The organism is Streptomyces sp. WG7, assembly GCF_049975785.1.
In the GTDB taxonomy this organism is placed as follows: domain Bacteria; phylum Actinomycetota; class Actinomycetes; order Streptomycetales; family Streptomycetaceae; genus Streptomyces.
In genome coordinates, this window is sequence record NZ_JBNGGE010000010.1 from 88,237 (window position 1) to 102,036 (window position 13,800).

Here is a 13,800-nt window from a genome sequence, read left to right on the forward strand (position 1 = left end):
CGGGGGGCCTGAGTGAGTACCAGCCGCCCTTCACGGCGCCCGCCGCCCACACCGCCCACACCGCGCCCAGCCGCCCCGTCACGTCCGCATCGGCACCGCAACCGCAGCCGGCCATCGCGGGCAACCGCCGGGGCCGGGCGTATCGCCCCGCCCGGGCGGTTGCCGAGCGGAGCGTGCTACCCGTGCCAGGACCGCCACAGCGCGGCATACGCGCCGTCCGCCGCGACCAGCTCGTCGTGGCTGCCCAGTTCGCTGATCCGGCCGTTCTCGACGACGGCGATGACATCCGCGTCGTGGGCGGTGTGCAGGCGGTGGGCGATCGCGACGACTGTGCGGCCGTCCAGGACCCTGGCCAGGGACCGTTCGAGATGGCGAGCGGCCCGGGGGTCGAGCAGGGACGTCGCCTCGTCCAGCACCAGGGTGTGCGGGTCGGCCAGCACCAGGCGGGCCAGCGCGATCTGCTGGGCCTGTGCCGGAGTGAGCGCGAAACCGCCCGAGCCGACCTCGGTGTCGAGTCCCTCGTCGAGGGCGCGGGCCCAGTCGGCCGCGTCGACCGCGCCCAGCGCCGCCCACAGCTCGGCGTCGGTGGCGCCGGTCCGGGCGAGGCGGAGGTTGTCGCGCAGGGAGCCCACGAAGACGTGGTGCTCCTGGTTGACGAGGGCGACGTGCGAGCGGACCGCTTCGGCGGACATCCGGGACAGTTCCGCGCCGCCCAGCGTGATCCGGCCGTCGCGGGGACCGTAGATGCCGGCCAGCAGTCTGCCCAGTGTGGATTTGCCGGCGCCCGAGGGCCCGACCAGGGCGAGTCTCGTGCCGGGAGCGACCTCCAGCGACACCTTGCGCAGGACGTCCACGCCCTCGACGTAGCCGAAACGCACACGGTCGGCGTGCACGTGCCGTCCGTCGGGCGCCAGGGACGAGTCACCGGCGTCCGGCTCGATGTCCCGCACGCCCACCAGCCGGGCCAGGGACACCTGGGCCACCTGGAGCTCGTCGTACCAGCGCAGGATGATGCCCACCGGGTCGACGAGCATCTGCGCGATCAGAGCCGCCGTGGTCAGCTGACCGACCCCGATCCAGCCCTGCAGGACGAACACACCACCGATCAGCAGGACGGAGGCGAGCACCGTCACATGGGTGACGTTGACGACCGGGAAGAGCACCGACCGCAGCCACAGCGTGTAGCGCTCCCAGGCGGTCCACTCCTTGATCCGGCGCTCCGACAGCTCGATGCGGCGGGCGTCCAGACGGTGGGACTCGACGGTACGCCCGGCGTCCACGGTCTCGGCGAGCGCGGCGGCCACGGCGGCGTACCCGGCGGCCTCCGAACGGTATGCGGAGGGCGCCCGCCGGAAGTACCAGCGGCAGCCGATGACGAGCAGCGGCACCGCGATGAGCACAGCCGGTGCCAGCTCGGGCGCCGTGACCACCAGCCCGCCCAGCAGCAGGACCACCCACACGACGCCGATCGCCAGCTGCGGCACGGCCTCGCGCATGGCGTTGGCGAGCCGGTCGATGTCCGTGGTGATCCGGGAGAGCAGATCACCCGTGCCGGCCCGCTCCAGCACGCCCGGCGGCAGCCCGACCGACCGCACGAGGAAGTCCTCACGCAGATCGGCCAGCATCCGCTCGCCGAGCATGGCCCCGCGCAGCCGCACCTCCCGCACGAACACGGCCTGCACGGCGAGGGCGATCACGAAGAACGTGACCGTGAGACCGAGGTTCGGTTCGCGGGCGTCGTCCGACACCCGTTCCACGAGCCCGCCCAGCAGATAGGGCCCCGCCATCGAGGCGATCACGGCGACGGTGTTGACGGTGACGAGGAAGAGGAACGCGCGGCGGTGCCGGCGCAGCAGTTCTCCCGCGTACGCGCGTACGGTCGCGGGCGCGCCGACAGGCAGGGTGCTCGCCGTCGTCGGGGCCGCCGGGTCGTACGACGGTGGCGCGACGCCGATCATGCCGTCTCCTCGATCTCTTCCAGTCGGTGCAGTACGTCGTCGCCGAGGACGTCGTCGTCCAGGGCCTTCGCCGGCTTGTCCCCGGCGGTCGCGTCCCGGTCCGACGCTGTCTCCTCGTCGGTCTCGCGGGTCACCACCGCCCGGTACCGGGGCTCGGTGTGCAGCAGGTCCCGGTGGGCGCCGACCGCGGCGACCTCGCCGTCGTGCAGGAACACGATCCGGTCCGCGCGGTCCAGCAGCAGCGGCGACGAGGTGAACACCACCGTGGTGCGTCCCGCCCGCAGCGTCCGCACGCCCTCCGCGATCCGTGCCTCGGTGTGCGAGTCCACGGCGGAGGTCGGTTCGTCCAGGACGAGCGCCTCCGGGTCCGTGATCAGGGACCGGGCCAGCGCGAGCCGCTGGCGCTGGCCGCCCGACAGCGAGCGGCCCCGCTCGGTGATGCGGGCGTCCATCGGGTCGTCGGCGCCGAGTGATCCCTGCGCGAGTGCCGCCAGTACGTCCCCGCACTGGGCGGCGGCCAGCGCGTCCTCGGCGCCGACGGTGCCGGACGCGGGTACGTCGAGCAGTTCACGCAGCGTGCCGGAGAGCAGCACCGGGTCCTTGTCCTGCACCAGCACGGCGGTGCGAGCGGACTTCAGTGGCAGCTCGTCCAGCGGAACCCCGCCCAGCAGGGCCGACGTGCCCTCCTCCGAGGGGTGTCCGCCGAGCCGTTCCGCCAGCCGGCCGGCCGCGTCGGGGTCGCCGCACACCACGGCGGTGAGCCGGCCCTTCGGCGCGAGGAGACCGGTGGTCGGGTCGTACAGGTCCCCGGCCGGGACCTCGGCGGGACGCGACCCCGCGGTGTCGGTGGCCCGCTCCAGCGCCAGGACCCGTGCGGCCCGTTTGGCCGAGGGCCGGGAGAAGGAGTACGCCATGGCGATCTCCTCGAAGTGCCGCAGCGGATAGGTGAGGATCATGACGGAGCTGTAGACGGTGACCAGTTCGCCGACGCCGATGCTGCCCTCGCGGGCCAGATGGACGCCGTGCCAGACCACCGCGACCAGCAGCAGCCCCGGCAGCAGCACCTGGATCCCGGAGATCAGTGACCACATCCGGGCGCTGCGCACGGCCGCGTGGCGTACCTCCTGGGAGGCGCTGCGGTAGCGGTCGAGGAAGAGCTCCTCGCCGCCGATGCCGCGGAGCACGCGCAGTCCCGCGACGGTGTCCGAGGCGAGTTCGGTGGCGCGGCCGGCCTTCTCGCGCTGCACGTCGGCCCGACGGGTGGCCCGGGGGAGGAGGGGCAGTACCGCGAGGGCCAGCACCGGCAGGCCCAGGATCACGACGACGCCGAGCGCCGGCTCGTAGACGAGCAGGGCCACGCAGACCAGCACGATGGTCAGCGCGGCCGCGGTGAAGCGGGAGACGGCCTCCACGAACCAGCCGATCTTCTCGACGTCGCCGGTGGAGACGGCCACGACCTCGCCGGCCGCGACGCGACGGGTCAGTGCCGAGCCCAGCACCGCGGTCTTGCGGGCCAGCAGCTGCTGGACGCGGGCCGCGGCGGTGATCCAGTTGGTGATGGCGCTGCGGTGCAGGAAGGTGTCGCCGACCGCGTTGCCGACGCAGCACAGCACCATGACCCCGCCGGCGAGGGCGAGCCGGGTGCCGGAGCGGTCGACCACGGCCTGGATGGCGAGACCGACGCAGAACGGCAGGGCGGAGACGGAGGCGAAGTGCAGCAGGCCCCAGGCCAGCGACTTGAGCTGTCCGCCCAGCTGGTTCCGGAACAGCCACCACAGGAATCGGGGACCCGAACGTGCGTCCGGCACGCCCGGGTCGGGAAACGGAAGGTCTCGGATCTGCATGGCATCCCAGTGGCTCGTGTCAGGGGGTGCCGTTCACGACGGCATCAAGAGGCTGCAAACCGTGAAAGGTTCGCGTCGCGGCATGCCCAAAATCAAGCGGTTTTCCGCGGTGGGGTACGAATCCGGCTGCCTCCGCCACCCACCTGCCGCGCCGGTGCGGTGCGGTGCGGTGCGTGTGCGAACGCGGACCGATGCGGAGCGGCAGGTGGGCGGCGTACACCCGGTCCGCCGCCTTCGCGGCGCGCCGCGGTGGTGGCCCAGGCAGTACTGGCACGACTTCGACCACGTCATCGCCATCGACCACAACCGGGTCAAGGGCACCTCGCCGCATGACCCGACCCGCCCGGAGGACGTAGCCGAGGGCGGTGGCATCTGGCTGCATATGGACCACGGCGGCGGTACGTCGGCCTGCGCAAGCCGGCGATGGGCGCATCCCGAGGCCTGACACCACCTCAAGGCTTGGCCACGTGTCTGAATGGCGTGACCGCGAGCCGCCGGTCACGCCGTCCGCCGGTCACGCCGTCCGCCGGTCACGCCGTCCGCCGGTCACGCCGTCCGCCGGTCACGCCGTCCGTCGGCCCCGCCCGAGGTCGGGCCCGTCGATCAGCGTGTCCAGGAGGCCGCCGAGCACCGCGCGCTGCTCGTCCGTCAGCGGGGCCAGGATCTCCTCCGCGGCGCACCGGCGTGCGCCGTGCAGTTCCCGCAGGGCCGCGTGCCCTGCGGCGGTGAGCTCGATCCGGATCACCCGGCGATTGGCCGGGTCCGGTACGCGGCGCACCATCCCGGCCGCCTCCAGTCCGTCGACCAGCGTCGTCACCGCCCGCGGCACGACCTCCAGGCGCTCGGCCAGATCGGCCATACGGGGCGGCGAGCCGTAGTGCGCCAGGGTGCGCAGCAGCCGGGACTGGGCCGGTGTGATGCCGAGGTCGCGGTGCTCGAGATGGCGCTTCTGGATGCGGTGCACGCGGCGGGTGAGCCGCAGCAGCTGCTCCGCGAGCAGGCCGTCGGGATCGGGGGCGGTCATGGGGGAACAATATCAGGATGATGTTCATTGTGAGTATAGGTAACAATGACTTATGATCCGTGAGATCCGCGCACGTCTGCCCGGCGGCAGGCCGCGTCGGCCTCCCTCCCGCCGTCTTCCGAAGGAGCCCATGCACCCCGGTCGCGAATCCACCTGGACCGCACCCGCCGACGCCAGGGAACAGCCCCGGCAGGTGCGCCGCATCCTGAAGCTGTTCCGTCCCTACCGCGGCCGCCTGATGATCGTCGGGCTGCTGGTCGGCGCGGCGTCGCTGGTGTCGGTCGCCACGCCCTTCCTGCTGAAGGAGATCCTCGACGTCGCGATCCCCGAGGGGCGCACGGGCCTGCTGAGCCTGCTCGCCCTCGGCATGATCCTCGGCGCCGTCCTCACCAGCGTCTTCGGTGTGCTGCAGACGCTGATCTCCACGACCGTGGGCCAGCGCGTCATGCACGACCTGCGCACCGCCGTCTACGGCCGGCTGCAGCAGATGTCCCTCGCCTTCTTCACCCGCACCCGCACCGGCGAGGTCCAGTCCCGCATCGCCAACGACATCGGCGGCATGCAGGCCACCGTGACCTCCACGGCGACCTCCCTGGTCTCCAACCTCACCAGCGTGGTCGCCACGATCGCCGCCATGGTCGTCCTCGACTGGCGCCTGACCGTCGTCTCGCTGCTCCTCCTTCCCGTCTTCGTGTGGATCAGCCGTCGCGTCGGCAGGGAACGCAGGAAGATCACCACGCGGCGCCAGAAGCAGATGGCCGCGATGGCCGCCACGGTCACCGAGTCGCTCTCCGTCAGCGGCATCCTGCTCGGCCGCACCATGGGCCGCTCCGACTCGCTCACCCGCGCCTTCGCCGACGAGTCCGAGAGCCTGGTCGGCCTCGAGGTGAAGTCGAACATGGCGGGCCGCTGGCGGATGGCCGTCATCACGATCGTCATGGCCGCCATGCCGGCCGTCATCTACTGGACCGCGGGCATCGCCCTCCAGCTGGGCGGCCCGGATGTCTCCCTCGGCACCATCGTCGCCTTCGTCTCGCTCCAGCAGGGACTGTTCCGCCCGACCGTGAGCCTGCTGTCGACCGGCGTCCAGATCCAGACCTCGCTCGCGCTCTTCCAGCGCATCTTCGAGTACCTGGACCTGCCGATCGACATCACTGAGCGCGCCGACCCCGTCCGCCTCGACCGCATCAAGGGCGAGGTCCGCTTCGAGGGCGTCGAGTTCCGCTACGACGGCAAGAGCGGCCCCGTCCTCGACGGCATCGACATCACCGTCCCCGCGGGCAGCAGCCTCGCCGTCGTCGGCCCGACCGGCGCCGGCAAGTCCACACTGGGCCACCTGGTGCCGCGGCTGTACGACGTGACGGCCGGCCGGGTCACCCTCGACGGGGTCGACGTGCGCGACCTCGACTTCGACACCCTCGCGCGCGCGGTCGGCGTCGTCTCGCAGGAGACGTACCTCTTCCACGCCTCGGTCGCCGAGAACCTGCGCTTCGCCAAGCCGGACGCCACCGACGCGGAGCTGGAGGCGGCGGCGCGGGCGGCGCAGATCCACGACCACATCGCCGCCCTGCCCGACGGCTACGACACGGTGGTCGGCGAGCGCGGGCACCGTTTCTCCGGCGGGGAGAAGCAGCGCCTGGCCATCGCCCGCACCATCCTGCGCGACCCGCCCGTCCTCGTCCTCGACGAGGCGACCAGCGCCCTGGACACCCGTACCGAGGCCGCTGTGCAGGCCGCCATCGACGCCCTGTCCGCCGACCGCACCACGATCACCATCGCGCACCGCCTGTCCACCGTCCGGGGCGCCGACCGGATCGTGGTCCTCGACTCCGGGCGCCTGGCGGAAGAGGGCCGGCACGAGGAGCTCCTGGAGCGGAACGGGCGGTACGCGGCCCTGGTCCGCCGGGACGCCCGACTGGAGCCGACAAGATGACGATATGCCGGGTTTGCGTGCAAACGGGGGTTACCGTGCCCGCATGCAGACGAACACTCCGAGACGGAGCACGAGAGGCACCGGGAGAACGATCCGACTGACGCGCCGGGGCCGTATCGCCCTGATCGTGACCGGCGCCGTCGTGGCCGGTACCGCGGTGGCGGTGCCGTTGCTGGTGACGGACGAGGAGGGCGACTCCCGCCCCACCTCCCTGGTGATCCCGGAGGGCTGGCGCGCGACCCAGGTCTACGAGGCCGTCGACAAGACCCTTGCTCTGGCCCCCGGCACGACCAAGAAGTCCCTGGCCAAGGCCAACCTCGAGCTGCCCAACGACGCCGAGGGAAACCCGGAGGGCTATCTCTTCCCGGCGACCTATCCGCTCGGCGACAACCCGACGCCCGAGAAACTGCTGACGGCCATGGTCGACACGGCGAACGAGCGGTTCAACGGCGCCCCGATCGCCGCGGGCGCCCAGCGCAACGCGCTGAACGTCTATCAGGCGGTCACCATCGCCAGCATCGTGCAGGCCGAGGCCGCCACCGAGGAGGACATGGGGAAGGTCGCCCGGGTGATCTTCAACCGGCTGGAACGCGGCATGCCGCTCCAGATGGACTCCACCATCAACTACGCCCTGCGCCGCTCCACCCTGAAGACCACCACCGAGGACACCAGGATCGACAGCCCCTACAACTCGTACCAGCGCATGGGCCTGCCTCCCACGCCCATCGACAATCCGGGCGACGAGGCGATCCGCGCCGCGATCACGCCGACCCCCGGCGACTGGCTGTACTTCGTCACGGTCAAGCCGGGCGACACCCGCTTCACCGCCGACTACGCCGAACACCAGCGCAACGTCGCCGAGTTCAACCGCATCCGGCAGAGCGCCTCGAAGGAGCCCGCCGAGACGCGGTGACCGGCCGGCGTCACGTGGCGACCGGTTCCTGTTCGGCCAGCAGTCGCCTGATGTCCCGTACGGCCGCGCGTCCGGCCCGGTTGGCGCCCACGGTGCTGGCCGACGGCCCGTAGCCGACGAGATGGATCCGAGGGTCGGCGACGGCACGCGTCCCCTCGACACGGATCCCGCCCCCCGCCTCCCGCAGCCGCAGCGGCCTCAGATGGCCGATCGCGGCCCGGAACCCGGTCGCCCACAGGATGACGTCGGCGGCCGCCCGCCGTCCGTCGCTCCACTCGACCCCCTCGGCCGTGATCCGGTCGAACATGGGCCGCCGGTCCAGCACCCCCGACTCCAGACCCGCCCGGATCGCGTCGTTCAGCGGCAGTCCGGTCACCGACACCACGCTCTTCGGCGGCAGGCCCTGCCGCACCCGTTCCTCGACGAGCGCCACCGCGGCCCGGCCCGCGTCCTCGTCGAAGGGCCCCTCACGGAAGACGGGGGGCCGCCTGGTCACCCATGTGGTGGCCGCCGCGTACGGGGCGATCTCCAGCAGATGCTGCGTCCCGGAGGCGCCCCCGCCCACCACGACCACGCGCTGCCCGGCGAACTCCTCGGGGCCGGCGTACTGCGCGGTGTGCAACTGCCGCCCCCGGAAGGTCTCCTGCCCCGGAAAGCGCGGCCAGAAGGGCCGGTCCCAGGTGCCGGTCGCGTTGATCAGCGCCCGCGCCGTCCAGAGGCCGGCCGACGTCTCGACGAGCAGCCGCCCGCCCGTCCCCTCGCGCACCGCCCGCACGTCGACGGGCCGCCGCACCCGCAGATCGAAGGTCCGCTCGTACGCCGCGAAGTACTCGCCGACGACCTCGGCGGACGGCCGCGCCGGATCCGCGCCGGTCAGCTCCATACCCGGCAGGGAGTGCATGCCGTGCACCTTGCCGTACGTAAGCGACGGCCAGCGGAACTGCCAGGCGCCGCCGGCCCGGGGCGAGTGGTCGAGCACCACGAAGTCCCGCTCGGGCTCGAACCCGGCGCGCCGCAGGTGATGGGCCGCGGCGAGCCCCGCCTGACCGGCACCGATGACGACGACCTCGACCTCCTGTGTGTTGTTCACATTTCTACCAACGGATTCGCGCGTCCCGGTCTTCCCCCGGTCCGCCCCAGGACGATCACGGGCCCGACGCTCCCCCGTCCGGCTCGCCGCGTACGTCAGGATGGGGGCATGCCAGATGCCTTCACCACCCGAGTCCTGAACCTCGTCACCGGCTCGTCGGAGCGGGTCGCCGACATCACCGGTGACTGCGAGTCCTTCCTGCGCGATGCGGCGGCCGGCCGCGACGGTCTCCTCAACGTCTTCGTCCCGCACGCCACCGCCGGCATCGCGGTCATCGAGACCGGCGCCGGCAGCGACGACGACCTGCTGGCCGCCCTGCACACCCTGCTCCCCGCCGACGACCGCTGGCAGCACCGCCACGGCAGCCCCGGCCACGGCCGCGACCACGTCCTGCCCGCCTTGGTACCGCCGCACGCCACGCTGCCGGTGATCGGCGGACGCCTGGAACTCGGCACCTGGCAGTCGGTGTGCCTGGTGGACACGAACGTCTCGAATCACAACCGTCAGGTGAGGTTGTCGTTCCTCGGATAGTGCCGCGTCTGACGTCACTGTAGGAGTGGCATCCGGCCGCACGAACGAGGCGCCCTTCGGAGCGGTCATAGCCGCTCCGTCCGGCGGTTCCTCCCGTCAGGGCATCGCCACAGTCGGACCGGAGCTCCACCGTGCGCGAGGACTGGCCTTCGCCCCACCGCGCGGTCTGCTCGTGTCTGGTGGAGACCGACGGGCATCACCGGTCGCCGGGGAGCTGACGTCACGAGCGTGGTCGGCGTCAGAGGTGCCGGCGCATCACTGCGATGCAATTGGCTCGAGCCGCGATTGATCGGTCCCGGGGATACGGCACGCCGAGGTTCATCCCGCTGTAGGTGGTGATCGGGGGTTGCTGCCAGGCGAGGCTCATCCGCGCGCCGGCATCCGCTCGGGCCGTCGCTACGAGAGCCGAGCAGGGGCCCGCGACGGCTGATGCCTCGATCTGCAGCCAGGCTTGGCGAAGTGCCATCCGTGCGAGCAGGTCGCTGACCTCGTCGGTGAGCTGCTGTCGCACGGCGGGGGATGACTGGGGCCGGCGCCGTGTGCGGTACGGCATCTCCAGGTACTCCTCGACCGTGGTCAGTGCTTCGGCGAAGGTCTTGGCGCGGCTTTCCCTGCGTACGGCCCGCTGACCGAGGGGTACGTCAGGTAGGCGCCGAAGAGAGCGATGCAGGGGACGATCAGCGCGGCTGTCCGGGTCCAGGTCCTGCCGCTGTCCGTCGTCCGTGCCGCCGTCGTGGTGACCTGCACACATCACTCCCCGGCATGCCGTGAGGGGCGTCCTCCGCTGGGAGGTGTCGAGCTCTCCCGTCTCCGTTCGTATGGGCCGGCTTCCTCCACAGCGGCGGCCGGAGCGTCGTCGAGCCGAGGTCTGCGTGGGGCAATGGCAGTCGCTCGTCGGCCCGTGGACCTGCCTTGTACAGCCATGCCGGAGCCCCGTTGGTCTGCCAGTCGCACAGCACCTCGCCGGTGCGGCGATCGGTGCGGGAGGCGATCTGCGGGAAGACAGCGCCGCGTACACCTGATGCAGGCCGAAATCGCCAGCAGCGCAAGGAAGTTGATCGTGAGGCAGGCGACCCTGCGATGCGGATGTGCCGCCGCCCGGGCGTGCACGGGCCCGACCGTTGTCAGTGCCGCGGTCTAACGTGATCGGTAACTGCTCATGAGGTCCCCGTTCAACGGGTGACGGGGAGGAACAGCGCCATGCACCAGGAAATCGCCGACGAGGACCGGTTCGAGATGCCCGCCGCCTGGCTGCGGGCCCTGCCCGTGCTCCGGGCCGCCGCGAAGCCGGCCGAGGACGCGGTGGAGAAGGCCGCTCGCCGCTACGCGCAGGAGGCGGCCTGGTTCGAGGAGATGTTCTCCTCCTCCGGCAGCGACCCGGAGCTGGTGAAGGAGGGCCGGGCCCACCGGGAGGGCAGTCCCTCTCCGCTCGGAGCCGCCGTGGAGATCGCCGTTGGCTGGCACTACGCGATGGTGGACGTGCTCGTCGACGCCTGCGTGACCGAACACGGCCTGCCGTTCGCCGCCCGTGCCGTCGTGGAGCTGGGATGCGTCAACCCCCATTACATGCAGGCGGGTTCCCGACGGTACGACGCGGCGCTGCGCAGAGAGGCCGGATACCAGACCTACTACGTGCGGGAGACCGCCGCCCGTATCCGGGACCTGCTCGCGGCGGTCGACGAGGAGACCCGACAGCGGGCCGTCGAGGCCCTCGCCGGCCTCCGGGACAGCGCCGAGCGCCGCATCGTGGTCTCCTACCTGGTACCCGAGGAGCATGCCTGGGTCGACGAGTGCTGCGACGGCCCGATACCGAACGACTCCGTCCTGCGGCGCATGCTCCTTCTCTCGCTGTACCGGCCGGAGCAGATCGCCCGCATCGGCGAAGGAGCACGACTCGGCTGGAACGGCTGGAACCTCCAACTGCTCGCCACCCTCGCGAACCGGCTCGGTCCCGACGTCGGGTCCCTGCTGGAGGACGCGTTCGACGGAGCCTACGGATCCAACGGGCACCGGGACGTCGCGGGCTGGGCCGCCGAACTGCCCACCGACGACGCCTTCCGCCTGCTGCTGAAGAACGGCGGCGACCGCAATGTCCGCCCCGCCCTGCTCGACGCCATGAACCGCTACCCTCGTCGGGCCCTGCGGCTGCTCTCCGCCGCCGCGGCGGGCGACAGCGAACAGGCGTCCCTCTCCCGGATGCTGCTGCCCCTGCACGTGGTGACCCACCCGGAGCTCACGAAGGAGACGTTGCCCGCCCTGCCCGAGGCGTCCGCAGCCGTCGTCGCCCCGCTGCTGAAGCGGGGCGAACGGGACGCGGAAGCGCCTGCGGAGGCGCTCCCCGCCCTGCTGGTCGCCCCGCCGTGGACCCGGAAGCGCACCAGCCGCAAGGCCCGCGTGGCCCGCGACGTCCCCGGGGCACCGCAGGCCGAGGTGGCCTTCAAGCCCGGGGAGCAGGAGGCCTGGGCGGCCACCGTCATCGCCGAAACCCCCTGGTGGCGCGAGTACGACTGGTCCCGCGAGATCCGGCAGATGCAGCAGGGGACGTGGCGGGGCAACATCCACGCCGCCCGCCTCTTCGTCACCGGCCCCGAGGACGTCGTACGCCCACTGCTCGACGCCTTCGCCCCCGAGCACGTCTGGGACACCGAGAGCCACCTCAGGCCCGTCGCCGCCCGCCACGGCCTGCACGCCCTGCCGATGCTGAGCCGGCTCGCCGCCCGCTACCCGGCCACCGCCTGCGGCCTGCTGCTGCCCTACCGCAGCGTCGAGGTGGCCCGGCAGATGGCCGAGTGGCTGGTGCGCCGCCAGTCGCTGAGGCCCACGGTCCTCGCCTGGCTCCGCCGCCACGGCCGGGCCGCGGCCGCCTTCCTCGTTCCCGACGCCGTCGGCCCGGCGGGCACGCCCCGCACCCACGCCGAACACGCCCTGCGGCAACTCGCCGCAGAGGTGGGCGCCGAGGCCGTGCGGGAGATCGCCGCCGGCTGCGGCGCCGAGGCCGAGGAGATCGTCGCCGACCTCCTCGCCGGCGATCCGCTGGAGGCCGCCCTCCCGGCGAGGATGCCGTCCCCCTGCACCTGGGCCGACCCCGCCCTGTTCCCGCAGATCCGGCTCACCGGCGGCCGCGGCGCCCTGCCCGCCGACGCCGTCCGCCACGTGACGACCATGCTGCAGATCTCCAAGCCCGGCGACGTCTACCCCGGCCTCGCCACCGTCACCGAGCACTGCGACACCGGCTCCCTCGCCGAGTTCGCCTGGGCCCTCTTCGAGACGTGGCGGTTCCACGGCATGCCGGCCAAGGACAGCTGGGCCCTCCACGCCCTCGGCCTCCTCGGCGACGACGAGACCGTCCGCCGTCTCACCCCCCTCGTGCGTGCCTGGCCCGGCGAGAACGCCCACCACCGGGCCGTCGAGGGCCTCACCGTCCTCGCCGCGATCGGCACCGACACCGCCCTGCGCCATCTGCACGGCATCTCCCAGCGGGTGCCGTTCAAGGCCCTCAAGAAGCGAGCCCGGGAGAAGATCGACGAGGTCGCCGAAGGACTCGGCCTCACCACCGACCAGCTCGCCGACCGGCTGGTCCCCGACCTCGGCCTCGCCGGCGACGGCAGCACCGTCATCGACTACGGCCCGCGCCGCTTCACCGTCACCTTCGACGAACAGCTCCGCCCCTGTGTCCGCGACGAGACCGGCAAGCTCCGCAAGGCCCTGCCGGCCCCGGGCGTCAAGGACGACCCGGAACTCGCCCCCGCCGAGCGCAAGCGGTTCGCCGCCCTGAAGAAGGAGGTCCGAACCATCGCCTCCGACCAGCTGCGCCGCCTGGAGGCCGCCATGGTCACCGGCCGCTCCTGGACCGCCGCCGAGTTCCGCGAGCTGCTCGTCGAACACCCCCTTCTGCGCCACTTGGTGCGCCGCCTGGTCTGGCTCGGCGACGGCGACGGCATGGTGACCGCGTTCCGTGTCGCCGAGGACCTCACCCTCGCCGACGTCCACGACGACGCATGGACCCTCCCCACCGACGCCACCGTGCGCCTCGCCCACCCCCTCCATCTGGGAGACGAAACCGAGGCCTGGGCCGACCTCTTCGCCGACTACGAGATCCTCCAGCCCTTCCCGCAGCTCGGGCGCCCCGTGCACGCCTTCACCGACGCGGAGGCCACCGGCCACCGGCTGACCCGCTTCGAGGGCGCCACCGTCCCCGTCGGCAAACTCCTCGGCCTCACCAAGCGCGGCTGGGAACGCGGCACACCCGAGGACAACGGCGTGGAACGCTGGTTCTCCCGCCCGATCGCCCGCGACCGCCACCTCGTCATCGCCCTCGACGACGGCATCGCCGTCGGCATGGTCGCCGAGTTTCCCGACCAGACCCTGGAGACCATATGGATCGACACCGCCCCCGGTGACTACTGGCGCAGCCACACGTACCCGCACCGCCTCGGAGAGATCGACCCCGTCATCGCCTCCGAGATCCTCGCCGACCTGACCGACATCACCGCCAAGTGAGCCCCGC

The 13,800-nt window shown here is 72.2% G+C and carries 9 protein-coding genes and 1 pseudogene; 5 read left to right on the top strand and 5 right to left on the bottom strand.

The features are described from left to right. Positions 1–176 precede the first annotated feature (176 nt). Together ACP4J0_RS13520 and ACP4J0_RS13525 are read right to left on the bottom strand one after the other, a co-directional pair. A complete protein-coding gene (locus ACP4J0_RS13520; RefSeq protein WP_426598896.1) occupies positions 177–1,958 on the bottom strand; it encodes an ABC transporter ATP-binding protein in 1,782 nt (593 codons plus the stop codon). Next, on the bottom strand, positions 1,955–3,802 hold the full coding sequence (locus ACP4J0_RS13525; protein WP_426598897.1) for an ABC transporter ATP-binding protein: 1,848 nt from the start codon (positions 3,800–3,802) through the stop codon (positions 1,955–1,957). Before ACP4J0_RS13525 ends, ACP4J0_RS13520 begins: the two co-directional genes overlap by 4 nt. Positions 3,803–4,017: 215 nt before the next feature. On the opposite strand from ACP4J0_RS13525, the pseudogene ACP4J0_RS13530 reads away from it, so the two are divergent. Next, positions 4,018–4,220, top strand: a pseudogene (locus ACP4J0_RS13530) (hypothetical protein); the annotation flags it as partial. 144 nt (positions 4,221–4,364) lie between these two features. Here ACP4J0_RS13530 and ACP4J0_RS13535 read toward each other — a convergent pair. Further along, positions 4,365–4,826, bottom strand: coding sequence for a MarR family winged helix-turn-helix transcriptional regulator (locus ACP4J0_RS13535; RefSeq protein WP_426598898.1), 462 nt, complete (start codon positions 4,824–4,826; stop codon positions 4,365–4,367). Between the two features lie 130 nt (positions 4,827–4,956). Between ACP4J0_RS13535 and ACP4J0_RS13540 the strand changes: the two genes are divergently transcribed. Both ACP4J0_RS13540 and mltG read left to right on the top strand, forming a co-directional pair. Continuing rightward, positions 4,957–6,759: an ABC transporter ATP-binding protein gene (locus ACP4J0_RS13540; protein WP_426598899.1), complete on the top strand. Its 1,803-nt coding sequence runs from the start codon at positions 4,957–4,959 to the stop codon at positions 6,757–6,759. Between the two features lie 43 nt (positions 6,760–6,802). After that, on the top strand, positions 6,803–7,672 hold the full coding sequence (mltG, locus tag ACP4J0_RS13545; RefSeq protein WP_426598900.1) for an endolytic transglycosylase MltG: 870 nt from the start codon (positions 6,803–6,805) through the stop codon (positions 7,670–7,672). A 10-nt stretch (positions 7,673–7,682) separates the two neighbouring features. Here mltG and ACP4J0_RS13550 read toward each other — a convergent pair whose 3' ends face one another. Further along, the gene (locus tag ACP4J0_RS13550) at positions 7,683–8,762 is read right to left on the bottom strand and encodes an NAD(P)-binding domain-containing protein (RefSeq protein WP_426598901.1); all 1,080 of its coding nucleotides are present in this window, start codon (positions 8,760–8,762) and stop codon (positions 7,683–7,685) included. A gap of 108 nt (positions 8,763–8,870) precedes the next feature. Between ACP4J0_RS13550 and ACP4J0_RS13555 the strand changes: the two genes are divergently transcribed. After that, the gene (locus ACP4J0_RS13555) at positions 8,871–9,293 is read left to right on the top strand and encodes a secondary thiamine-phosphate synthase enzyme YjbQ (protein WP_426598902.1); all 423 of its coding nucleotides are present in this window, start codon (positions 8,871–8,873) and stop codon (positions 9,291–9,293) included. A gap of 238 nt (positions 9,294–9,531) precedes the next feature. Here ACP4J0_RS13555 and ACP4J0_RS13560 read toward each other — a convergent pair whose 3' ends face one another. Then, positions 9,532–10,044 carry a hypothetical protein gene (locus tag ACP4J0_RS13560; RefSeq protein WP_426598903.1) on the bottom strand — a complete coding sequence of 171 codons (513 nt, stop codon included), beginning with the start codon at positions 10,042–10,044 and terminating at the stop codon, positions 9,532–9,534. A gap of 449 nt (positions 10,045–10,493) precedes the next feature. On the opposite strand from ACP4J0_RS13560, the gene ACP4J0_RS13565 reads away from it, so the two are divergent. Then, positions 10,494–13,793, top strand: a complete 3,300-nt coding sequence (locus ACP4J0_RS13565) for a DUF4132 domain-containing protein (RefSeq protein WP_426598904.1) — start codon at positions 10,494–10,496, stop codon at positions 13,791–13,793. The last annotated feature ends 7 nt before the right edge of the window (positions 13,794–13,800 follow it).

Excerpts from the sequence above, each read along its gene's own strand:
- ACP4J0_RS13565 (WP_426598904.1), top strand. The coding sequence starts at position 10,494 with ATGCACCAGGAAATCGCCGACGAGGACCGGTTCGAGATGCCCGCCGCC.
- ACP4J0_RS13555 (WP_426598902.1), top strand. The coding sequence starts at position 8,871 with ATGCCAGATGCCTTCACCACCCGAGTCCTGAACCTCGTCACCGGCTCG.
- ACP4J0_RS13535 (WP_426598898.1), bottom strand. The coding sequence starts at position 4,826 with ATGACCGCCCCCGATCCCGACGGCCTGCTCGCGGAGCAGCTGCTGCGG.
- ACP4J0_RS13520 (WP_426598896.1), bottom strand. The coding sequence starts at position 1,958 with ATGATCGGCGTCGCGCCACCGTCGTACGACCCGGCGGCCCCGACGACG.
- ACP4J0_RS13540 (WP_426598899.1), top strand. The coding sequence starts at position 4,957 with ATGCACCCCGGTCGCGAATCCACCTGGACCGCACCCGCCGACGCCAGG.
- ACP4J0_RS13560 (WP_426598903.1), bottom strand. The coding sequence starts at position 10,044 with ATGTGTGCAGGTCACCACGACGGCGGCACGGACGACGGACAGCGGCAG.
- mltG (WP_426598900.1), top strand. The coding sequence starts at position 6,803 with ATGCAGACGAACACTCCGAGACGGAGCACGAGAGGCACCGGGAGAACG.
- ACP4J0_RS13525 (WP_426598897.1), bottom strand. The coding sequence starts at position 3,802 with ATGCAGATCCGAGACCTTCCGTTTCCCGACCCGGGCGTGCCGGACGCA.